We start from the raw sequence: 22,234 nt of genomic DNA on the forward strand, positions 1-22,234 counted from the left end.
TGATTGCGTCTGCCATGTCGACCGCTACGGCTTGTCCGCAATCCCCGCGTCACGGATGATTTTCGTCCAGCGCGTTTCTTCCTGCTGCACGTATTCACCCAGCGCCGCTGGCGTGCCCACGTCGGCGACCAGCCCTTCCAGTTCCAGCGCCGCCTGGAAATCTGCTTTGCCCGACACCTTCTTGATCGCCGCGTTGAGCTGGTCGATGACAGCCTGCGGCGTGCCCTGCGGCACGAAGACGCCGTACCAGCTATCCACGAAGTAACCGGCTTCGCCCGCTTCCGCCACGCTGGGCACACCCGGATACGCGGGCGATCGGTCTTTGGTGGTGACCGCAAGCGCGCGCAATTGCCCATTCTTGATCTGGCCGCTGACGCTGGCGGAAGTTGAGAAGATCATGTCGATCTGCCCGCCTATCAGGTCATTGATGGCCGGCCCCGCGCCCTTGTAGGGCACGTGCAGGATGTCGACCTTGCCCAGGCTCTTGAACAATTCCCCCGCCAGGTGCGCCGACGTGCCGTTGCCGTAGGAGCCGAACGTCAGCTTGCCCGGATGGGCGCGCGCGTAGGTCAAGAGGTCCTGCACGCTTTTGAATGGGGACTTGGGCGACACCACCAGCACATTGGGCGACTTGCCGATCATCGCCACCGGCGCGAACGCGGCCTCGGTATCGTAGGGCAGTTTCTTGTGGATGGCCGGGTTGACCGCATGGGCGAACGTCGCCATCAACAGCGAGTAGCCATCGGGCGGGCTCTTGGCCACGTTTTCCGTGCCGATGATGGTGCTGCCGCCCGGCCGGTTTTCCACGATGACGGATTCGCCTAGCTCGTCGGTCAAGCCCTTGGCGAGCTGGCGCGCAACGATGTCGGTGCCGCCGCCCGGGGTGAACGGCACCACGATGCGCAGCGGCCGATCCGGAAACGCCGCGTGCGCCTGCGGTGCGCAAAGGCTAGCCATCGTCAGCGCGGTGGCCGCCAGGGCCTTGGCGGAAAGCCATGCAAATTGCTGGGTCTTCATTCTGGTCTCCTGATATTGTCTTGCGCCGATCTGATGCGGCGCCTCTGCAAAAAATGGGCGGCCGGATGGCCATGCCCGGTCAGTCCTTCAACACCACCACGCCGTCGGCCGCGCAGACGCCCTGCCCCAAGGGCTTGACGAACAAGGGGTTGATCTCGGCTTCGATCAAGTGCGCCTGCAAGGCGGTGGCCATGCGCGCGAACGCCAGCACCGCCTGAATCAACGCGGGCACATCGGCTTTGGGGCGGCCGCGATAGCCGTCCAGCAAGGGCCAGGTCTTCAGGCGTTGCAAGGCGGCAAGCACCGCGTCTTCCGTCAAGGCCGCGCCATCTTCCGGCAGCAGCAGCAAGGTCGTGTCGCGCACCAACTCGGCCACCACCCCGCCCATGCCCAACAGCAACGCTGTACCGACCGTGTCGTGATGCAGGCCGACGATGACCTCGGCGGCGCCCGTCACCATCTCTTGCACCAGGAAGGCCTGGGGCGGTTGCCCGGTGTGCCGCTGCACGTCTTGCGTCATCTGCCGCAGGCGCTCTGCGATGTCTTCGGGCGCCACGTTGACCGCCACGCCGCCCACATCGCTTTTGTGGGTGATGTCGCGCGACAGCAGCTTGAGCACGACGCGCGGCCCCAAGGTGTCGGCGGCGCTGCTTGCCTGGGCGTCGGACGTGACCGTGATTTCGCGCACGCCGGGAATGCCGAAGCGGGCGAACAGCGCCTTGGCCTGGGCCTCGTCCAGCGAACCCCGCTCCGCGCAGGGGATCGATTCAGTCGCCGTGGATGGCACGTGCACCGGCGAGTAACGTTTCTTTCCCTCCTGCACGCGCCACATGGCCGAGAGCGCCGCGCCGATGCTCTCGGGCGCAGGGAACGCGGGGATGCCGTAGTGGCTAAGCACTTCGGCCGCGCGCGGCGCGTGCGGGCTGATGAAGGCCATCAAGGGCTTGCTGCTCAGCGCAAGCGAATCGCGCAGCGCGTTGGCCATCAGTTCAGGCTGCGCCACGCCTGACGAACCCACCACCACCACCAGCGCATCGTATTGATCGCTTTCCAGCACGATGCGGATGGCGTTGCGCAGCAGGTCCGGCTGCAAGCCGGCCAGGGTCACGTCGATGGGGTTGCGGTCCAGCGCGGCGTGGTCGCCGGTTTGCAGCGCCCGCAAAGCGGCGCCGGTGGGCGCGTCGGGCGCGGGCAGTTCAAAGCCCGCCACGCCCAGGCTGTCGGCCACCAGCGTGCCCGCTCCGCCCGTTGACGTCAGCACCGCCACGCGCCGACCACCCAGCTTGCGTTCGCTGGCCAGCGCGGCGGGAATATCCAGCAGGTCTGCAAACGTCTGCGCGCGGATGATGCCCGCGTCGTCGAACAGCGCGTCGTACATGGCGTCCGCGCCCGCCAGCGCACCCGTGTGCGACGCGGCGGCCTGGGCGCCGGATTCCGAGCGGCCGATCTTGAACGCCACGATCGGCTTGCCCGCCGCGGCGGCCTTGCGCGCGGCGGCGCGGAAGGTCTTGGGGTTGCGGATGCTTTCCACATACAGCGCGATGACGCGCGTGGCGGGGTCGTCCACCAGCGCGTCGACAAAATCGGCCAGGTCCAGGTCGACCTCGTTGCTGGTGGAGATCAGCTTGGACAAGCCGATGCCGCGCGCTGCCGCACGCGACAGCAGCGCGCCCAGGATGCCGCCGCTTTGCGACACCAGGCCGACCACGCCGCTGTGCAGATGATCCAGTTCCAACGCGCCGCTGGCCGACAGCGTAATGCGGTCAGTCAGGTTGACCAGGCCTATCGTGTTGGGTCCCAGGATGCGCATGCTGCCCGCCGCTTCACGCAGTTCGCGCTGACGGCGCGCGCCCTCTTCGTCCGTCTCGGCATAGCCGCTGGCCAGCACGATGGCGGCGCCCGTGCCGATATCGGCCAGGTCCCGCACGGCTTGCTGCGTGTGCTGGGCGCTTAGCAGCACGATGGCCACGTCCGGCGCTTCCGGCAAGGCGCGCACATCGGGGTAGCAACGCAGCCCGGCAATCTCGGACGCCTTGGGATTGACGGGATAGATGCGGCCCTGGAAGCCGTGCTTCTGCAAATAGGCCACGGGCCGGCCCGAGGTCTTGGCCGGGTCCGCCGACGCTCCCACCACCGCGACGCTGCGCGGCCGCAGCAGCTTTTGCAGGCCGTTCATTGGCCTTCTCCCGGGGCTTTGTTTGTCTTGGCCTGGGCCGTCTTGGCCCGCGCCGTCTTGGCCTCAGCCATCTTCGCCAGAAACGCCGCCACCGACTCGCGGTGTTCGGTGCTGGTGTAGCAAATGCCCTGCGCCTGGCTGCCCATCGCGAACACTTGGTCCGCCGTCAGCTCGGAACTCTGGTCCAGAATCGACTTGCTGAGCGCCAGCGCCGTGGCCGAGCCTTGCGCCAGTTCGGCCGCCCAAGCCTGCGCCGCGCGCACCTCGTCCCCGGCCGGTGCCAGGCGGTCGGCGATCCCCAAGGCCAAGGCTTCATCGGCCAGCACTTTGCGGCCGGAGTAGATCAGGTCCTTGGCGCGGGCCAGCCCCACGCGGCGCGGCAAAAAGTACATGCCGCCGCCATCCGGAATCAGCCCGCGCGCAATGTAGCTCCAGGTGAATGACGCGGCTTCCGAGGCCACGATGAAGTCGCAGCTTAGGGCCGTGTCAGCGCCCAGCCCGGCGGCCGCGCCGTTGACCGCCGCGATGGTGGGCTTGGGCATGCGATACAGCAGGCTGACCGCATGGTGCACGCGCTGCTGCCGCGACCAGCCATTGAAGGCGACCTCACCCGAGGGCGCGTCCATGCGGCGCTGCATGCCCGAGATGTCGCCGCCCGCGCAGAAGCCCTTGCCTTCGCCGGTCAGCACCAATGCCTTCGTGCCCCGGTCGGCGCTCACCGCCTCCAGCGCGTGGATCAATTCGGCGCGCATGGCGTCGCTGATCGCGTTGCGCTTTTCCGGCCGGTTCAGCGTCAGCGTCGCCACCCCGCCGTCCAATTGCAGTGTGATGAATTCGTAGTCTGCCATCTTGCTTGCTCCGTCCTGGTCGATGGACCAGCCAGTCCCGGTATCGGGTTTTTCTTGGCTGGCGATATCGACACGGTAGGCGCTACAGTTGGCGAAAACACTCACCTATTTCCACCTGGTGGAATTGCTTATGACGACCCGTACATCCAACATTAAGGCCAACATGTCGGCCGACGTTTCAACCGCCGCCCCGCAGCGTTTCGATGGCATCAGCCAGAACCGCTCGCTGGCCCGTGGCCTGGACATCCTGCGCGCGTTCAAGCCCGGCACCGACCTCCTGGGCAATGGCGAGCTAGCCGAACGCACCGGCTTATCGGCGGCAACCGTCAGCCGCTTGACGCAAACCTTGGTGACCAGCGGTTTTCTGGAATACGAACGGGGTGCGCGCGCCTATCGGCTGGCCGCGCCCGTGCTCAGCCTGGGACACGCGATGCGCGCCGCCTCGCCTGTCTTGAAAGCGGCCACGCCGTTCATGCAGGACGTGTCCAACAAGCTCAAGGTCAATATCGGCCTGGCCTGCGCGGACCGCGCGGAAATGGTTTATCTGGAATCCATCCGCTATAACCGCAAGGCCTCGTTGCGCACCATCGTGGCGGGCCAGCGTGTTCCGATTGAACTGACGTCATTGGGCCGCGCTTATCTGGCCACGCTGGATGCCGGGGCGCGCCAGGCGCTGCTTGAAAAAATAATGCAGGGCTATCGCAGCGCGTCGTGGAAACCGATAGGCGCCGAGATCAACAAAGCCATTGAGAAAGTGGCCGCGACGGGGGTTTGCCTGGCGTCCTGGCAACCGGGGGTAGTCGCCATGTCCACGCCCTTGGCCGTGCCGGGGGGGCAAACGCTGGCCTTGAACCTGAGCCTGATTACGGATGACACGGCATCAACGATAGAACGGCAGTATGGCGCGGCGCTGCTGGCCTTGAAAAACAAGATCGTTCATGAGCTGGAATGGCGTGCGCCGGCTGGCTAGCGGATGCTTGATCAAACCCGGCTTGATCAAACCCGGCTTGATCAACTCCGGGTCGATCAACCCCGCACACCGGTCACGGACTTGATGCGGCGGATGCTGGGTAATGGTTCGTCGGTACAGCCGCCTTCAGGGCCACCATGCGGGCCACCCCGACCCGGAATATTCCATTTCAGGAAAACATCTTTTCTGATCAGCACGATTATTCGTGGATGGGCGGGATATTCCACGCAGATTATTTCTTCTCGTATTTTTTGCGATGGCCAGAGCACCAGTAACGAAGCCACATGCACAAGCACTGCCCTATTCAGCATTCCGGATTTACACCTCTACAGGAACGGCGCAGTGTAGAGAGTGATGCGACCCCGGTCTTTAAGAAAGGCAATCAAACCAGACAGAAAGTATCTAACCCATTAAGTATGTCAATTTATTCTGCAATAAACGCGGAAATATAATATGCAAAGATAATGCATCTTAATAAAATCGACTAGCCTGCCGCCGCGCCGAGGGTATTTTTATAGACCTTTCCGTCTTTCATGATCAGCCGCAAATTCTTGGCCGGGTCGCCCAGAAAATCCAGATTGCGTGAGGGGTCCCCATCGGCCACCAGCATATCGGCCAGGGCCCCCGGCGCGATGCGACCCAGCGCGCGCGGATACGGGTTGCGTTCACCGGACAGCCCCAGCAGTTCGCCGTTCACGCCCGTGGCTTGGGCAAGCAGCGTCAGCGGGTCGTAAAAGCGCACCATCTTGGCCAGTTGCCGCCCTTGGCTGGGCGTGTTCTTGGCGTTGAACAAAATGTCCGTGCCCCAGCCTGTCTTGATGCCGTATTTCTGCGCAAGCTCATACGCGTTGACCGTGCCTTCAGAAACACGCTGCTGGCTTGCGCGCCGTTCGGCATCCGGATAGGTGTTGGCGTCTTCGTCTTGCAGAAACGGTTGCAGGCTCCACCACACACCCTCGTCACGCATCATGCGCACGCTGGCGTCGTCGGCCAATTGGCCGTGTTCAATACATTTGACGCCGGACTTGATCGTGCGCTGAATACCCTTGGGTGTGTAGACGTGGGCCATCACATAGGTGTTCCAATCCGCCGCTGCGTCGACCGCGGCGCGCAGTTCAACCTCGGAAAACTGCGTGCTGTCCAAGGGATCGTAAAGCGACGCCACGCCGCCGCCCGCCATGACCTTGATCTGCGAAGCGCCCAACATCAGTTGTTCACGCACCCGGCGCAAGACTTCGTCGGCACCGTCGGCAATCATCGCAACGCCCACGCTTTCCACCAGGCTCAGCGGCGCGTTGGCGGCGCGCGGCACTTCGCTGCGCAAGCGGAAATCACCATGCCCCGCAGTTTGGGAAATCATGGCGCCGCTGGGGTAGATGCGCGGCCCGGGCACCATGCTTTCGTCGATGGCGCGCTTCAAGGCGAATGCGGGGCCACCTGCGTCGCGTATCGTGGTGAAGCCGCGCATCAGCGTGCGTTCGGCTTCTTCGGCGGCCGCGATGTACAGGTAGCCCAAGTCAGCCGTCATCGCCGTGGTTTGCGCAATGGCCGCCAGCATGGAATGCCAATGCACGTCGATCAGCCCGGGCATGACCAGCTTGCCCTGGCAGTCGATGACCCGCGCATCGGCAACGGAGACGCCAGCGGCCGGCAAGTCGGTAATCACATTGCCCTTGATCAACACCTGCACGCCCTCTTGCACCGCCTTGCCCGAGCCATCGAACAGGCGCAGGTTGGTCAGCAGCAAGGGGCGATCCGGCGTGACCGGGTGGCGGTAGATATCCGTCGCGGCACGCGCGCCCATGAACGGCATCGCCATGGCCGCCACGCCGCCCAGGAACTTGCGGCGCGACATGTCCGCCATCACACGCTGGTAGATCAAGCGGCACGCCACGCTGCCGCAATGGCAGGGGCGTCGGCGGTTGAACAAATAAGTCTGGGGGATGTCGCGCTGGACTGCGGTGGAACGGGCCATCGGGTTCTCCTGACATTGAGTGCGCGGCCAAAGGTGGTCCGATGCTACTCAATAAACAGGGGCTTGGCGACAGGATGCAAGCGGCCGATATATGAAGTGAAATAGGAAGGCCTGATGCAATGCCTTCTTGGCCTTGGCGCTTACTGCGCCATCCGGCGCAACCGTTGCAGTTCCGCCTGATTCAAGCGCCGCGCCTCCAGCTCGGCATAGTCGCGTTCGCCGGCATCGTAAGAGCCTTCATGAATGCAGCGGCTGCGCAAGAATTTGCAGTTGTCGCTGACCACCCGTTCGGACGCGGCAGCGGAGGCCGGGGCGGGTTTTGATGACCCGGGAAGTATCGATGAACAACCGGAAACAAGCGTGGCAAGCCCAAGCGCCACGGCAGCCACAGCGGGGCGGCCCAGCATTTGAATCAACATTTTCCTCATCCTTGAATCGCTGCGGTAGCCCCCTTTATAGCAAGCTCGCGCGAGGAAGGTTGTTCCAAATTGCCCCTATGACTCCAAGGTGTGGGACAAACAATAGATAGCCGACCACGCGGCAGCCATGTCCCCCACGCCGCGCAGTTCCTCGGCGTTGAGCACTTCGCCCTCGCAGAGCGTCACGGGGTGGATTTCGTAGCCGTGGACCACATAGATCCAATCCGCGACCCTGTCCATCCCGCCTCGTATCGCTTGCTCGGTGGTCGCGGAAAGGGGCGGCGTCTGCGTCATGAGCAGGTGGGCGCCGGACAACCCGGGGCGCGAGCAGGCCAAGGCCGCATGCGCCGTCAGGTACTCCCTTAACTCGTCTTGCCTGCCTGGGCGCGGCGACAAGCGTATGGTCAGCGCATACCGCGCCAGGCCGCCCCCGGTGCTATCCAGCACCTTGCATTGGCTGCGGATCATGTTGCGGTGCTGCGGCATCAGCTTGGTGGACCAGGGCGTGGGGCGATTGAGCCTGTCCAGGTAGGCGGGAGAACTCAGCGTCTCGTAGGCGTCCAGCTCGTACATGACGAAGAACCCTTCCCCGCCATGCGCGCTGACCCAACGCGACCCGCGCAGGAACCCGGGCACGCGCATGCGCTCCGGGAAGTGCTCGTGCGAGTGCCAGTCCTCGAATTCCGAACGCCAGGCCGGCGCCATGTCCCACCACATCGCGATGGCGGCTTTTCCCAGAAGCGCCATGATCAGCGCTTGGCCCGCAGGGTGGCCAATTCCGTGGTCACTTGCTGCATCACATCGGGGCCTATCTCACCCGCGAATTTTTCCACCACGGGCTTGACCGCTGCGCGCAGTTGGCTGACCTGTTCCGGGGTCAAGCCATTAACCTGCATCCGCTTCTTCAAGTCGTCGATGGCCACGGCTTCCTTGGCCTGCGAGATCTTACGTTCCTGCGCCTTGGCCTCGGCGGCGGCGTCCAGGATGATCTGGCGTTCCGCCTGCGACATGCCGTCCCACGTCTTCTTGCTCATCAGGAAGGGCATGCCGGTATAGATATGGCGCGTCAGCGACAGGTACTTTTGCACCTCGGCGAACTTGGCGGATTGAATGACGCCGACGGGGTTGTCCTGCCCATCGATCGCCTTGGATTCCAGCGCGCCATAGACCTCGCCAAAGGTCATGGGAACCGGATTGGCGCCCAGGGTCTTGAACATGTCGATATACACCGGCGCCGCGATCACCCGGATCTTCAGGCCTTGAAAGTCTTGCACCGTGGCGATCGGGCGCTTGCTGTTGGTCATGTTGCGAAAGCCAAGATCCCAGATGCCCAGCCCGATCAAGCCGTGGTCCGCCAGCCCGCCCAACAGGCGCTGGGCCACGGGGCCATCCGACACCGCATAGGCTTCGCTGGCATCGTTGAACAGGAACGGCAGGTCGAACACCATGAAGCGCTTGTCGATGCCAGCCAGCAGGCCCGTCGCCATCGAGGTGAAGTCCAGCGTGCCGCCCCGCACGGCCGACAGGTTCTGCGGGTCTCCGCCCAGCACGGCGTTCGCGTAGATCGACACCTTCATCTTGCCGCCGCTTTTCTCGGCGACCAGATCCGCGAATTTCTGCGCGCCCTGGCCTAGCGGATGGTCCTGCGCCAGGCTGAATGCGAATTTCAAGGTGCGCGCCTTGATCTCCTGCGCGGCCACGGTGGCGCTCATCGACAGGCACGCCAGCAGCGACGCGGCGGCGGTTACGGCAAAGCGGAACAACGGTTTCCTGGTCTCCATCACAAACCCCTTTATTTGTTGATGTGGGTAACGGGTATTCAGTTGCGGGACATTCGGCTGCGGGGTATTCGGCTGCGAGCATAGGGCATAATTTTGAATGCCGTTCAAAAATTGGCCGAATTCAAATTTTGAATTTGTGGCGCGGCGAACCTCTGGGAGCAAGCGATGAGCGGGGCAATCGAAAAGACACTGGCGTTGCTTGAATACCTGGCGGATCACCCCGACGGCGTGGCCTTGGCCACTGTTGCCGACGACCTGAATCAGTTGCGCAGCGGCTGCCATCGCACCCTGCATGAATTGATCAAGTACGGCTATGTGCGGCAGACGCCGGTGCGGGGGGAATATGCCCTGACGACCAAGCTGGCCTCGATGGGGCTTAGCTTTCTGGGCCGCTCGGGCGTGGTCGATATCGCGCAGCCGGTCATTGACCGCTTGGCCTTGGCCACCGGAGAACTGGTGCGGCTGGCGATCGTGGACGGCAAGCGGCTCACCTTGGTGGCCAAGGCCCAGGGCGCGAAATCCGGGCTGCTCTACGATCCCGACATGGGCATCGACCTGCGCCTGTCTTGCAGCGCCGCAGGCCATGCGTGGCTGATGACGCTGCCGGAAGACCAGGCCATTGCGTATGTCACCGAGCAAGGGCTGGGCAAGCCGCGCGACTTCGGGCCGAATGCGCCGACGTCGATACGTGCCTTGCTGGCCAGCCTGGACGGGCATCGTCGGCGCGGGTACAGCATGCTTCAAGACGTTTATGCGGCAGGGATGAGCGCGATGGCCGCGCCCGTGCGCCGCCCGGGGCATGCCAGCACCGGCATCCTGATTGTGGCCGGCCCGTCGCAGCGGCTGACGCTGAAGGCGATGGAGAAATTCGGGCCTGCCTTGTTGCGCGCCGCCAGCGAGCTGGCGCAGGCCGGAGAGGCGTCGCCGTTGCTTCGCTCGGCCCGCGTGGGCACGTGGGGCAATGGCCCGGTGGGTGACAACGGCAGCGATGACAAGGACGCCGGCCGCGCGCGGTGACTCGTTTCCCCAAGACTGCTTTACCGGTGACTCACTTCCCCGCGTCGTCGCCGGCGTTGCGGCCCTGCATGGGAAAGCGCTTGCGAAACATCGGTGAAGCCAGGCTGGCCAACGCCAGTTCCTCGGTGGCGGCCAACAGGTCGGGGCCCAGTTCCACCATGCGCGCTTCGGTCAGGCGCATGGCGGGGCCGGCAATACTCAGCACGCCGATGGCGTCTTCGCCCTTGCGCTGCACGGGCGCCGCCATGGCGGTCATGCCGGGCGCGAACACTTCATTGATCATCGCGTAGCCGCGCTTGCGCGCCGCGTGCAACATCTTGGTCAGGGCGGCAATCGTGGTGGGCGCATTCGGGCCGTATTCCTCCGGCGACCCGAAACCTTGCCGCGACACCAGATCCAGCGCCCGTTCATCCGACATCGTCAGCATCCAGGCATGCCCCGACGCGCTGCACGACAGCCTGGCGTCCGATCCCATTTCCGGGTCATAGCGCAAGCCATGGCGCGCGCCTTGCGCTTTGGCAACCCAGGTCAGCCGTTCGTTATCAACGATAGCCAGGCGCACCAGTTCGCCTGAGATATCCGCCAAGCGGTCAACCAGCGGCTGGGCGATATCAACAATGCCCGTCGCGGCCAGATAGCTCAGGCCGATCGAGGCCACACGCGCGGTCAGCGCGTAGTCGCCATGATCGCGAATCTGCCGGACGTAGCCGCAGCGGCAAAGGTCGGTCAGCAGGCGATGGGCCGCGCTTTGGGGGATCTCAAGTTGCTGCGCCAGCGAGGCTAGCGGCACGCCTTCGGGTCTGGAGGATAGGTACTCCATGACGGCAAGCGCGCGTTCGAGGACTCCGGCCATGTCATCTCAACAAGTAATGGGGTGATGGATGATAACCCTAGGTGGAAAACTATTCCACTCGGAATTACATTCCACTACCGAGTCCTGCAAGACATCGAGAACATTCCAATAAAACCAGGAAGGAGACAACGATGAAGAACCCCCTATTCCGTTTGGGCCTGATGGCTGTCCTGTGCACGGCCACCATGACGGCTACCGCGCAAGACATCCAGGAACGAACGATCCGCTTCGGCCACCTGAACAATACCGACCACCCCGTCAGCGCCGGCGTGCAGAAGTTTGCAGAACTGCTTGCCGCCAAAAGCGGCGGCAAGATGAAGGTCAAGGAATTCCCGGCCTCGCAGCTTGGCAATGAAATGCAGCAGCAGTCCGGCCTGCAAGGCGGCGTGCAGGAAATGGCGGCCCCCGCGTCGACGTCGCTGGCGGGCATCGTCAAGGAATTCGGCTTGGTTGACCTGCCCTTCTCGGTCACCGACTTCGGCCAGGCCGACGCGCTGCTGGACGGCCCCTTGGGCAGTGCCCTGATCGCCAAACTGCCCGAGAAAGGCCTGGTTGCGCTGGGCTTCTGGGACTTGGGCTTTCGCAACGTCACCAACTCCAAGCACGCCATTACCAAGCCGGAAGACTTGGCGGGGCTGAAGATCCGCGTCATTCCCAACCCGGTGTTCCTGGACACGTTCAAAGCCTTCAACGCCAACCCGGTGCCCATGCCGTTTGCCGAACTGTACGGCGCGCTGGAAGCCCGGGCGGTGGACGGCCAGGAAAATCCGTACTCGGTGATCCTGTCGAACAAGTTCTACGAAGTGCAGAAGTTCGTCAGCGCGACCAACCACGTCTACGCCGCGAATATCGTGCTGGTCAGCAAGAAGTTCTGGGACAAGCTGTCGCCCACCGAGCAGCGCCTCATGCAAGAGGCCGCCAACGAGGCGCGCAGCTATCAGCGCAAGGTCAGCCGCGAAGCCGCGCAAAAGGCCGTGGCGGAATTGCAGGCCAAGGGCATCCAATACAACACGATCGAGCCAGCGCAAAAGGTCCGCATGCAGCAGGTCGTGAAACCGGTTGTGGCGCACTTCACCGGCAGCTATGACCCCGCCATCGTCAAGCTCTACAACGACGAACTCGCCCGCATCCGCAAGTAAACGCACCGGCTTATCCATCATGAAGATTCTTGTTCTGCACGGCCGGAACCTCAACCTGTTCGGGCGCCGCGAGCCGCACATCTATGGCACCACCACCCTGGCGGAAATCAACCAGCGCCTGAGCGTGCTGGCCGGTGAACTGGGCGTTGAACTGGCCACGCTGCAATCCAACCACGAGGGCGCGCTGATTGACTTCCTGCACGAGAACATCGACGCGGCGCAAGGCGCGTTGGTGAACCCGGCCGGCCTGACCCAACACGGCGTACCGCTGCACGACGCCATCAAGGCCATGCCCTTTCCCACGCTGGAAGTGCATATGTCGAACATCGCGGCGCGCGAGGTGTGGCGGGCGCATTCGATCATCTCGCCCGCCGTGCGCGGCACGGTGCAAGGGTTGGGGCCGCATTCCTACCTGACGGCGCTGCGCGGCCTGGTCGATATCGTTCGGGACGCCAAGGCATGACGCGGTGTGACCCAACTCCGATTCGCGCAGGGGCCGGACCATGGCTTTCATAGACCGATTCATCGGCGCCGTCTGCCGCGTGCTGGAACTGGCCATCGCCCTGCTGCTGGCGGCGATGGTGGTGCTGGTCTTCGGCAACGTGGTCGCGCGCTACGGCTTTAATTCCGGCATCACGCTGTCGGAAGAACTCTCGCGCTGGATGTTCATCTGGCTGACCTTCCTGGGCGCCGTCATCGCCCTGAAGGAACGCGGCCACCTGGGCATGGACATGATCGTGGCCAAGCTGCCCACGGCGGGCAAGAAGATCTGCCTGGTGGTCGGGCAGATCATCATGCTTTACATCGTGGGGCTGATGTTCGAAGGCAGCTGGAAGCAAGCGGTGATCAACGCCGACGTCAGCGCGCCCGTCAGCGGTTTGCCGATGGCGATCGTGTATGCGGCGGGCCTGGTGTTCTCGGCCCTGGCCGGCTTGATCATCGCGGTGGATCTCTACCGTGTCTTGACGGGCAAGCTGCGCAACCAGGACCTGATCATGGTCCAGGAATCCGAAGAGGCCGTGCAGCTAAAGCAGATTCTGGACGACGCCAAGCATGGCGCCACCGGGAGAAGCGCATGACCATCGCCATTTTTATCGGCTCGCTATTGGGTGTCATGGCCTTGGGCGTGCCCATCGCGTTTGCGCTGCTGGCCAGCGGCGTTGCGCTGATGTGGCACCTGGATATTTTCGATTCGCAGATCCTGGCGCAAAACGTCATTGGTGGCGCGGATAGCTTTCCGCTGCTGGCCGTGCCGTTCTTCATGCTGGCCGGCGAAATCATGAACGTGGGCGGGCTGTCGCGGCGCATCGTGGATCTGGCGCTGGCGCTGGTCGGGCACGTCAAGGGCGGGCTGGGCTACGTCACCATCATGGCGGGTTGCCTGCTGTCCGCCTTGTCAGGTTCGGCCGTGGCCGACGCCGCAGCGTTGACCGCGTTGCTGCTGCCCATGATGGTCAGCGCCGGCCACAAGAAGCCCACGGCGGGCGGCTTGATCGCGGCCACGGGGGTGATCGGCCCGGTGATACCACCCAGCATCGGCCTGGTCATCTTCGGGGTGGCGGCCAATGTGTCGATTGCCAAGCTGTTCATGGCGGCCATCGTGCCCGGCCTGTTGATCGGCGGCGCCTTGTGGGTGACCTGGGCGTGGCTCGTGCGGCGCGAAAAGCTGGTCCCGCCGCCGCGCAAATCGGCACAGGAAATCGGTACGGCGTTTCGCAAGGCGCTGTGGGCGCTGATGCTGCCCGTCATCATCCTGGTGGGTTTGCGGATGGGGGTATTCACGCCGACCGAAGCCGCCGTGGTCGCCGCCACGTATGCCCTGCTGGTGTCGACCCTGGTCTACCGCGAACTGAAGCTGAACCAGTTGTACGCGGTATTCGTTGGCGCCGCGAAAACCAGCGCCATCGTCATGTTCCTGATTGCGGCCGCGATGGTGAGCGCCTGGCTGATCACCGTGGCCGAGCTGCCCGCCAGCATCGTTGAAATGCTGCAACCGTTCATCGACAACAAGATCCTGCTGATGGCGGCCATCATGGTGCTGGTCATGGTGGTAGGCACCGCCATGGACATGACGCCCACCATCTTGATCCTGACGCCTGTGCTGATGCCCGTGGTGCGCGCGGCCGAGATCGACCCGGTGTATTTCGGCGTGATGTTCATCATCAACTGCTCGATCGGATTGGTGACGCCACCCGTGGGCGCCGTGCTCAACGTGGTGGCGGGGGTCGGCAAGATGAAGCTGGGTGATGTCATGCGCGGCGTGGTGCCGTTCATGATCGCGGAGTTCCTGGTCATGTTCCTGATGATCACCTTCCCCGCCCTGGTCATGGTTCCCGCGCGCTGGTTCGGCGGGTAGCGGATCCAACAGGATTGCGCCGCCGGGCCCGCCCCGGCGGCACTTAATAGGAGAGTTTCTGCAATGTCCAACCTTGCCCAGTACCGGCGCGCCTTCTGGAACACCCAGCCCGCGTACCGCTTCGACCCTTACGGTTCGACCCAACTGCGCTCGCCGAATGAGCCCTTGATCGTCGTTCCGCAGACCTTGTCCGAAGTTACCGGACCCACCTTCGGCGCGGACTTCGTTGGCCAGGGCGACAACGACTTGACACGCATCGCCCTGGCCGACGCCATCGGCGAACGCATCATCGTGTCGGGCCGCGTGCTGGATGAGAACGGTCGGCCGGTTCCCGATGCCTTGATTGAAATCTGGCAGGCCAACGCCGCCGGCCGCTACCTGCATAAACGCGATCAGCACGATGCGCCGCTGGACCCGAACTTCAGCGGCGAAGGCCGCACCGTCACCGACGCGCAGGGCCGTTATCAGTTCAAGACCATCAAGCCGGGCGCCTACCCGTGGGGCAACCATTACAACGGCTGGCGACCGCAGCATATCCACTTTTCCTTGTTCGGCCGCGCCTACGCCACGCGCCTGGTCACGCAGATGTACTTCCCCGGCGATCCGCTGCTGGAATTCGACCCGATCTTCCAATGCATTCCGGACGCCAAGGCCCGCAACCGGCTGGTCGCCACGCTAGACTGGGAAACCACCGTGCCTGAATACGCGCTAGGCTACCGTTTCGATATCGTGCTGCGCGGCCGCAACGCCACCCCGATGGAGTAATGCATGCTCTACCCCACCACTTCGCAAACCGTCGGCCCCTATTTGCATATCGGCCTGTCTGGACTGAACTGCGCGGACCTGACTGCCGGCCTGCCCTCGCTTGACACGCCCCCGGTCATCATTGAAGGGCGTGTCACGGATGGGCAAGGCAACCCCGTGCCTGACGGCATGATCGAAATCTGGCAAGCCGACGCGCAAGGCGTGTACCAGCATCCGGATGATCCGCGCTATTCCGGCACAGACAAAAAGGGCAACGGCTTCACCGGCTTTGGCCGCGTGCCGACCGAGCCGGACGGTTCGTTTCGCATCACCACCATCAAGCCGGGGCGCGTCGCCGGCCCCGACGACACCCTCCAGGCCCCGCACCTGGTGGTGTCGCTGTTCATGCGCGGCCTGCTCAAGCATCTGTCGACGCGGATGTACTTTCCGGACGAAGCCGTCGCCAACGAACAGGACTGGATTCTGCGGCAAGTTCCCGCCGCGCGGCGAGCCACGCTGGTTGCGCAAGCGGGAGACAACGGCATAATGCGCTGGAACGTCAACCTGCAAGGCGCGGGCGAAACCGTTTTCTTTGACATCTGACGTGTTCTCAATCGACGCACCATGACGACTCTTTCCAGCCTGACCGAACAGATCTACTGCGATCGCGACATCATGGCGTGCTTCTCGGGCGCGGCGACGATCAGGCGGATGCTGGCGGTTGAAGCGGCCTTGGCCCGCGCCCAGGCACGCTGCGGCGTCATTCCCGCCAGCGCCGCGCGCGGCATCGATGGGGTCTGCCAAGACCTCCGCCATGCCGACGACATCGGTGCCGTCGTCGACCTGGACGCCATCGCCACGGCGTCGATCCTGGCCGGCAACATCGCCATTCCGTTCGTCAAGCAACTGACCGCCGCCGTGCATCGTGTCGATCCCGAGGCGGCGCGTTATGTGCATTGGGGCGCCACCAGCCAGGACATCCTGGATACCGCGCTGGTACTGCAACTGCGGCAAGCCGTTGCCCAGATCGACCAAGACCTGAGCGCGGCGCAAGCGGCGTGCGCCACATTGACAGAGGCGCATCGCAACACGATCCTGGTCGGCCGGACGTGGATGCAACACGCGCTGCCCACCACCTTTGGTCTCAAGACGGCGGGCTGGCTGCAAGCCCTGGCACGGGCGCAGCATCGCTTACGGCAGGACGCGGAGCACATGGCGCTGCTGCAATTCGGCGGCGCTGCCGGCACGCTGGCCAGCCTGGGCGCGGCGGCACCCGCCGTGGCCCAGGCTTTTGCCGAAGAACTGGGCTTGGCCTTGCCCGACATGCCTTGGCACACGCATCGCGACCGGCTCGCCGATTTAGCCGCAACGCTGGGCGTGCTGACCGGCACGCTAGGCAAGATCGGCCGCGATATCTCGCTGATGGCGCAAACCGAAATCGCGGAACTGGCCGAACCCGCCGGCCCGGCACGCGGCGGCTCCAGCACCATGCCGCACAAGCGCAACCCCGTCGCCAGCGCCGCCATCCTGGCCGCCGCGACCCGCGTACCGCCCCTGGTGTCGACCATGCTGTCCGCGATGGTTCAAGAGCACGAGCGCGCGCTGGGCGGATGGCAGGCCGAATGGGACGTGCTGCCCAAAATCTGCGCCTTGGCAGGCGGCGCGCTGCGCCATCTGGTGGGCATGCTGAACGGCCTGGAAGTCAGCCCCGCGAACATGACGCGCAATCTCGACGCCACCCACGGCTTGATTCTTGCCGAGGCATACGCCTTGGCGCTAGGCGCTCGCATCGGCCGCTTGCAGGCGCACGAACTGATCGAACAGGCATCCAAGGAAGCCGTCCACAGAAACTGTTCGCTGAAAGTCGCGGTGCGGGACACGCTGGCATCGCACGAGGCGACGCGGGATTTGCTGGGTGAGGAAGAACTGGATCGCTTGAGTGATCCGGTGAATTACCTGGGGCAAGCGCCTGCGATGTGCGATGAAGTGCTGGCGGCGTGGAAAGCGCGCGAGCAAAAGGGGATGCGGGGAGGCTGACGGGGAGTCTGCGGTGGGAGGGGCCAAGGGAATTGGTCTGATATCCGAGCCCTTTCGCGGAAAGTGCGTTGTGTATTATTGTGTAGTCCATAACATGGGCTCATGAACAGCGCCGACATCATCAAACGACTTAAAGCGGATGGCTGGTATCTCGTGCACAGCGTCGGATCGCACCACCAGTTCAAACATCCAACCAAGCGCGGCAAGGTGACCGTGCCTCACCCGCGCAAAGATCTTCCAGCGGCCGACAGCGCACAGCATTTTCAAGCAAGCCGGCTTGAGATAGGCGCGAGCCGTCAGGAGAACCTAGTGCTTTACCCCATTTACGTACACAAGGAAAAGGGCAGTGCCTACGGAGCTTGTTTTCCGGATTTTCCTGGCTGCCATGCGGCTGCGGCCACGCTGCAAGAGTTGCCGTCCGCAGCGCAGGAAGCGGTTGAAGCCCATTTTTTCGGTGAAACCCAGCCCATCCCCTCACCCAGTGCGCCGGATGTATGGATGCAAAAGAAGGCTTTTCAGGGCGGCTTCTGGATGCTCGTCGATATTGACCTGTCCAAAGTCAACACCAAGGCGGTCCGGCTCAATATCAGCCTGCCCGAAAACCTTGTGCATAGGATTGACGCAGTGGCCAGAGCGCGGCGGTTGTCGCGCTCTGCCTTCCTCGCCCTGGCAGCGGAACATGAGATGGAAGCGGCGTAGCAGCGCTATCTCGCCATTGCGTCGCAGACTGCCGTTTCCGAACCGCCACACTGTCGTCAAACTCCAGCTACCAAACGGACAGTACCCATGCGTACCTAGTTCGTGAACGGTGCGGATCTGACGATCTAAACGGCGATGGGCGGGACGTAGCGATCAGAAAGCAAAAAGCCGAATCCCATGTTTCAAAGGATTCGGCCCTATCACTGCATCCCGTCTGCCTGCTTGCGCAAGCAGCTCAGGAATTAGATCGCTTTGATCATCGTCGCCTGGGGACCTTTCTGTCCTTGGCCGGCGACAAACGACACGCGTTGGTTCTCTTCAAGAGACTTGTGTCCGTCACCCTGGATTTCAGAGTAGTGCGCGAACAGATCTTTACCGCCCAGTTCCGGGGAAATAAAGCCGTAGCCCTTGTCGTTGTTGAACCACTTCACGATGCCAGTTTCTATCTTCAATGTATGTCCTAGATGTACAGGGAAAAAATATTCCCGCGGCCACTATGGGTGATTACCAGGAACAAAGATATCCCTGTTTCGAAATGACACAATTACGCGAGTGAGCTTTCTGCCCTGCTGCGGCCGAAGCGGCGCCTATAGGGCTGTCCGCGCCAAGTCCCTCTGTCATAAAAAAAGCCCGCCTACAGAGGCGGGCTGATTCGCACGGGTTGATCGTCAGATAGTGACGTCCACCACTTTGGTGTGGTTCATGCAATGAGCATTGATCTTGTACAGGAAGATGAGGTAGCCGATGCCAAGCGTGACGATCGAGATGATCGCCCAAATGACGATATTGCCGATGATGCTGGCCAAATCAATCGTGCATTCCAGCCGCCCCACGCGGCGGCCGGAATCGTCAAGCACCGACGTCCGGCTGATGATGAACCGCTGCATGTAGTACGGGAAGACAAACAGCGCCAGGCCGAGCGTGACGATGCTCAAGAGGATCCAGATAATCCCGTGGCCGATGATATCGCCGACGGTGAGATCCGATTTCAACTTCAATTGCTTCATGGTGTGCCCAGGCCTTTGATGTAAGTTAACGCCGGACGTTTTACCATTTTTTTATAAATGTATCAAAACGCACCAACCGACATCGTGCTGCATGCCTGGGCAACTTTCGGCCTTTCGTTAACCGCCGCTCAGCAATTTCCCTTCTTGGCCTGTCCAGGCGGGCAGAATCCGCCACCGCCACCACCACCGCCATGCGGGTCCACGATCACGGCGCCGTCGGGCGTATAGACAGCGCATCCACCAAGCAGGCATGCAACGACGGCCAGGGCACAGAACATCTTCATCTTGAGATCCAGAGGGTTAAGGTCGGCGAAAGTGTATTTCGTGACCTTGCAACCATGCCCCTACTTTTGTAACGATCCGCCCATGCTCCCTGCTTAAGCGAACCGTTACGCCGCAACGTTCTGATTCTGCTCAAGCATCAAACTCAAGGTATTGAGGAACAGGTCAAGGCCAAGAATGCCCAAGCCGATGGTCGACAGCACGGTATTGCCCGCCGCGTCCTTGATGACGACCTTCTCGGTCCAGGCGTTCAGGTCGACGTTGCGCAGGCTGGATACCGGCACCTTCTGCCCTTGCACTTCCAGCGCGTCGCGGGTGACGACGATGGGCTGGGTGGTGATGCTCAGGAACTTGCCGCTCATGCGCTTGCGCCAGACCTGCCCCGTGCTGATGTAGTTGAAGGTCACCGCCCCGCCCGACGCCAGGGTCTCCAGGACGACAGGCTGGCGCTCGCGCAGGTAGAGCTCGCGGAACAACTGCTGAAAATCCATGAAGCCCGACAGGTGCATGCTGATCCAGTTGAAGGATTCTTGCGCGTTGCGGCGATAGGCCAGGTTGGTGGCCAGGCCGCTCATCGCGGTCTGCCCGGAACTGAACAGGTACAGATCTTCGATCTCGGCAAAAGGCGTGTACGTCTTCTGCGCGCCGACGATACGGGTCACGCCCTTTTCATAGATCTCATAGCTAGGCTGACGCAACTTCTTCTGCCACACGCTGGCCGCAAGGGCGCCAAGACCGCAGAAGGCCAGGAAACCGGCGGTGCCAAAGAAAAGCGGGGGATTCTTCTGCGGCACGATGGTGCTCAGGTAGACGACAAAACCGGCCAGTGCAAGGCACGCGATGCCCAGTATCACCAGGAAATAGACAAAGAACCTGCCATGCCGAAACGTCTTGATCAGTTCGCCTGTCGAGGGCTGAGAGTGCTGCGTTGCCATGTACTGCCACATCCTATTGTTGAGAGAGGTCCGCCATAAGGCGCGGGCGAAATGCCCGCCGAGTACCGGGCCGGATTGTAAAAGAACCGGCTCACGTGCGTGGGATGTGCTCAAAGACTGGAGTGGCGGGCAGCCTGTGCTGGCAGGCGAACCAGAGGATTGCTGCCCAAGATGAAGCGGCTGGCGTATATGCGGCGTGGGAGCGTATACCGCCCTATCTTGGCCGCTTAAAGAAGGCTTGATACCACTTTTGCGTGGTGTAGTCTCCCACGCCGTTGGCGAGGTGACACATCTCGTCTTCGTCCCAATCCGGAGTCAAACGTGTCCCGACCACCGTCCATGACGGCCGCTGCGGATTGACGTATATCTCCATCTTCCAGTCAGCGGACTGCGCCCGTTCGCCGCGTGAGAATTGCTTATGCATCATTTCCAGCGCCACCGTTAAGGTGTAGCTGCAGATGGGATCCTTCTCCAGCCCGTGCTCGTCAAACACAGGCACATGTGGGGGAGCGCCAGAGACTGGCAGCGAGATCGCCGCGGCCACAAGGAGGCCGCCGATTCGGCAATAAGTACTCATAGGACCGCCCGTCTAGGCCGGGCACCGTGCCCATGCGTCCATCTAACCAACGGATCCTGCCTGGTGGCGATGTATTGGGCCGCAACCGGACCAGTCAGCGGGATCCCCATGATGCCGGACCCGGATAGCCATCCCTTCATGACGATTCCCCCGCTTCTATTTCAAACAAATAGAGTAGTCGCTGAAGCGGTCTAAGTAACTCCACCGAAAATGGTAATCCCTGCCGCTTCACAGTCATCGGAAGCGGTCTGGCCAGACATTTTGGATAGACGGACGGCAAGTACCCTCTCGCGTCTCCCAGCCCATCTAACGGGTGCGAGTTTCGGCACGCCCGTTTCGCTAACACGACGTATCGAGCACGAGTGCGCCGCCATAGCAACGCAAGCAATTTAGTTGATTAAATCAACCAATTGCACGAGAATGGTTGCTTTCCGACCGAGATGCCATCATGACTTTGCAGACCCCGCTGACCCGCCTTCTGGGTATCCGCTATCCCATCATTCAAGCCGGCATGAGCTGGGCATCCTCCAACGCGGAACTGGCGGCGGCTGTTTCGGCCGCTGGCGGCCTGGGCGTGGTGGCCTCCGGACCGATGTACCCGGAGGCGCTGCAAGCTGCACTGCGCAAGCTTCGCAGCCTGACCGATGCCCCCTACGCGGTGAACATCCCGCTCTACAACAAGCGCGCGCGCGAACATTTGGACATCGCGATCGCGGAAGGCGCACCCATCATCATCGCCTCGCAAGGCGGGCCGCGAGAGCACCTGGGCCGCGTGCACGATGCCGGGATGAAATGGCTACAGGTCATTGCCAGCCCGGTCCATGCCGAGAAAGCCCAGGCCGCCGGTGTTGATGGCGTGATCGCGGTCGGGTTGGAGGCTGGCGGGCACCCCGGCCCTGAAGAGATCACCACCCAAGTGCTGCTGCGAGCGACGGTGCAGCGCGTGGACCTTCCGGTGGTTGCCGCTGGCGGCATCGCGGATGGCGCCGGAATTGCAGCCGCACTTTGCCTGGGTGCGGCCGGCGCGCAACTGGGAACGCGCTTTTTGCTGACCCCAGAAGCGGGCGTGCACGCGGCCTATAAAGCGGCCGTGATGGGCGCAAACATCAGCGACACCACCCTGGTTGGCCGCGGGCGCTCGCCGGTGCGCATGCTGCGTAACGCCTTTGCTCAGCAGTACCTGAGCGCCGAACGCAGCGGCAGCGATGAACAGCTGAACGCGCTGTTCGCGCAAAGCACCTTGAAGCAAGCGGCGTTGGAAGGCAATGTCGAGCAGGGCAAGGTCGAAGCCGGGCAAAGCGCGGGATTGATTGACGACCTGGTGCCGGCCGGCGAATTAATGCAACGTCTGGTCGACGAAACCTTGGTGGCAATCCGGCGTCTTTCCGCGTTGGGCTGAGCC

At 62.8% G+C, this 22,234-nt stretch carries 23 protein-coding genes and 1 pseudogene; 12 read left to right on the top strand and 12 right to left on the bottom strand.

Features of this window, described 5'->3' with window-relative positions; all coding sequences use genetic code 11:
- Positions 1–24: 24 nt before the first annotated feature.
- From CVS48_RS25100 to CVS48_RS25110, 3 genes are all read right to left on the bottom strand, one after another.
- A complete protein-coding gene (locus CVS48_RS25100) occupies positions 25–1,017 on the bottom strand; it encodes a tripartite tricarboxylate transporter substrate binding protein (protein WP_100856814.1) in 993 nt (330 codons plus the stop codon).
- Between the two features lie 79 nt (positions 1,018–1,096).
- Entirely contained in the window at positions 1,097–3,193 is a 2,097-nt protein-coding gene (locus CVS48_RS25105; protein WP_100856815.1) for an acetate--CoA ligase family protein, read from the bottom strand.
- Positions 3,190–4,041 carry an enoyl-CoA hydratase/isomerase family protein gene (locus CVS48_RS25110; RefSeq protein WP_100856816.1) on the bottom strand — a complete coding sequence of 284 codons (852 nt, stop codon included), beginning with the start codon at positions 4,039–4,041 and terminating at the stop codon, positions 3,190–3,192. Before CVS48_RS25110 ends, CVS48_RS25105 begins: the two co-directional genes overlap by 4 nt.
- Positions 4,042–4,171: 130 nt before the next feature.
- On the opposite strand from CVS48_RS25110, the gene CVS48_RS25115 reads away from it, so the two are divergent.
- A complete protein-coding gene (locus tag CVS48_RS25115) occupies positions 4,172–5,011 on the top strand; it encodes an IclR family transcriptional regulator (protein ID WP_419191425.1) in 840 nt (279 codons plus the stop codon).
- Positions 5,012–5,495: 484 nt separating this feature from the next.
- Here the strand turns inward: CVS48_RS25115 and CVS48_RS25120 are convergent, their stop codons facing one another.
- The 4 genes from CVS48_RS25120 to CVS48_RS25135 form a co-directional block, all read right to left on the bottom strand.
- Positions 5,496–6,986 (bottom strand): metal-dependent hydrolase family protein, encoded by a 1,491-nt coding sequence (locus tag CVS48_RS25120; RefSeq protein WP_197723137.1) that lies wholly within the window; start codon positions 6,984–6,986, stop codon positions 5,496–5,498.
- Between the two features lie 140 nt (positions 6,987–7,126).
- Positions 7,127–7,393 (bottom strand): hypothetical protein, encoded by a 267-nt coding sequence (locus tag CVS48_RS25125; protein ID WP_242001163.1) that lies wholly within the window; start codon positions 7,391–7,393, stop codon positions 7,127–7,129.
- 87 nt (positions 7,394–7,480) lie between these two features.
- Positions 7,481–8,152 (bottom strand): hypothetical protein, encoded by a 672-nt coding sequence (locus tag CVS48_RS25130; protein ID WP_100856818.1) that lies wholly within the window; start codon positions 8,150–8,152, stop codon positions 7,481–7,483.
- Between the two features lie 2 nt (positions 8,153–8,154).
- Entirely contained in the window at positions 8,155–9,186 is a 1,032-nt protein-coding gene (locus CVS48_RS25135; protein WP_100856819.1) for a TRAP transporter substrate-binding protein, read from the bottom strand.
- 165 nt (positions 9,187–9,351) lie between these two features.
- Here CVS48_RS25135 and CVS48_RS25140 point away from each other — a divergent pair, with 165 nt between their 5' ends.
- Positions 9,352–10,203, top strand: coding sequence for an IclR family transcriptional regulator (locus CVS48_RS25140; protein ID WP_100856820.1), 852 nt, complete (start codon positions 9,352–9,354; stop codon positions 10,201–10,203).
- Between the two features lie 31 nt (positions 10,204–10,234).
- On the opposite strand, the gene CVS48_RS25145 is transcribed toward CVS48_RS25140, so the two are convergent.
- Positions 10,235–11,056 (bottom strand): IclR family transcriptional regulator, encoded by an 822-nt coding sequence (locus tag CVS48_RS25145; protein WP_100856821.1) that lies wholly within the window; start codon positions 11,054–11,056, stop codon positions 10,235–10,237.
- Positions 11,057–11,187: 131 nt separating this feature from the next.
- Here CVS48_RS25145 and CVS48_RS25150 point away from each other — a divergent pair, with 131 nt between their 5' ends.
- From CVS48_RS25150 to CVS48_RS25185, 9 genes and pseudogenes are all read left to right on the top strand, one after another.
- Positions 11,188–12,195, top strand: a complete 1,008-nt coding sequence (locus CVS48_RS25150) for a TRAP transporter substrate-binding protein (RefSeq protein ID WP_100856822.1) — start codon at positions 11,188–11,190, stop codon at positions 12,193–12,195.
- Between the two features lie 19 nt (positions 12,196–12,214).
- A complete protein-coding gene (locus CVS48_RS25155) occupies positions 12,215–12,658 on the top strand; it encodes a type II 3-dehydroquinate dehydratase (RefSeq protein ID WP_100856823.1) in 444 nt (147 codons plus the stop codon).
- Positions 12,659–12,698: 40 nt separating this feature from the next.
- Positions 12,699–13,274 carry a TRAP transporter small permease gene (locus CVS48_RS25160; protein WP_100856824.1) on the top strand — a complete coding sequence of 192 codons (576 nt, stop codon included), beginning with the start codon at positions 12,699–12,701 and terminating at the stop codon, positions 13,272–13,274.
- Positions 13,271–14,551 carry a TRAP transporter large permease gene (locus CVS48_RS25165; protein ID WP_100856825.1) on the top strand — a complete coding sequence of 427 codons (1,281 nt, stop codon included), beginning with the start codon at positions 13,271–13,273 and terminating at the stop codon, positions 14,549–14,551. Before CVS48_RS25160 ends, CVS48_RS25165 begins: the two co-directional genes overlap by 4 nt.
- 63 nt (positions 14,552–14,614) lie before the next feature.
- Entirely contained in the window at positions 14,615–15,316 is a 702-nt protein-coding gene (gene pcaH / locus CVS48_RS25170; protein ID WP_100856826.1) for a protocatechuate 3,4-dioxygenase subunit beta, read from the top strand.
- A 3-nt stretch (positions 15,317–15,319) separates the two neighbouring features.
- Complete coding sequence (gene pcaG, locus CVS48_RS25175; RefSeq protein ID WP_100856827.1) at positions 15,320–15,898, top strand: protocatechuate 3,4-dioxygenase subunit alpha; 579 nt, start codon at positions 15,320–15,322, stop codon at positions 15,896–15,898.
- Positions 15,899–15,919: 21 nt separating this feature from the next.
- Complete coding sequence (locus CVS48_RS25180; protein ID WP_100856828.1) at positions 15,920–17,332, top strand: 3-carboxy-cis,cis-muconate cycloisomerase; 1,413 nt, start codon at positions 15,920–15,922, stop codon at positions 17,330–17,332.
- 102 nt (positions 17,333–17,434) lie between these two features.
- Positions 17,435–17,618, top strand: a pseudogene (locus tag CVS48_RS29445) (type II toxin-antitoxin system HicA family toxin).
- A 23-nt stretch (positions 17,619–17,641) separates the two neighbouring features.
- Positions 17,642–18,031, top strand: coding sequence for a type II toxin-antitoxin system HicB family antitoxin (locus CVS48_RS25185; protein ID WP_167401055.1), 390 nt, complete (start codon positions 17,642–17,644; stop codon positions 18,029–18,031).
- Positions 18,032–18,273: 242 nt separating this feature from the next.
- On the opposite strand, the gene CVS48_RS25190 is transcribed toward CVS48_RS25185, so the two are convergent.
- From CVS48_RS25190 to CVS48_RS25210, 4 genes are all read right to left on the bottom strand, one after another.
- A complete protein-coding gene (locus tag CVS48_RS25190) occupies positions 18,274–18,477 on the bottom strand; it encodes a cold-shock protein (protein ID WP_172616244.1) in 204 nt (67 codons plus the stop codon).
- Between the two features lie 222 nt (positions 18,478–18,699).
- Positions 18,700–19,038, bottom strand: a complete 339-nt coding sequence (locus CVS48_RS25195; protein ID WP_100856830.1) for a DUF6693 family protein — start codon at positions 19,036–19,038, stop codon at positions 18,700–18,702.
- Positions 19,039–19,427: 389 nt separating this feature from the next.
- Entirely contained in the window at positions 19,428–20,255 is an 828-nt protein-coding gene (locus CVS48_RS25205) for a hypothetical protein (protein WP_100857856.1), read from the bottom strand.
- Positions 20,256–20,469: 214 nt separating this feature from the next.
- The gene (locus tag CVS48_RS25210; RefSeq protein ID WP_126376272.1) at positions 20,470–20,832 is read right to left on the bottom strand and encodes a hypothetical protein; all 363 of its coding nucleotides are present in this window, start codon (positions 20,830–20,832) and stop codon (positions 20,470–20,472) included.
- A gap of 448 nt (positions 20,833–21,280) precedes the next feature.
- On the opposite strand from CVS48_RS25210, the gene CVS48_RS25215 reads away from it, so the two are divergent.
- Positions 21,281–22,231 (top strand): NAD(P)H-dependent flavin oxidoreductase, encoded by a 951-nt coding sequence (locus CVS48_RS25215; protein WP_100856833.1) that lies wholly within the window; start codon positions 21,281–21,283, stop codon positions 22,229–22,231.
- Positions 22,232–22,234: the final 3 nt, after the last annotated feature.

The organism is Achromobacter spanius (genome assembly GCF_002812705.1).
GTDB lineage: Bacteria > Pseudomonadota > Gammaproteobacteria > Burkholderiales > Burkholderiaceae_B > Achromobacter > Achromobacter spanius.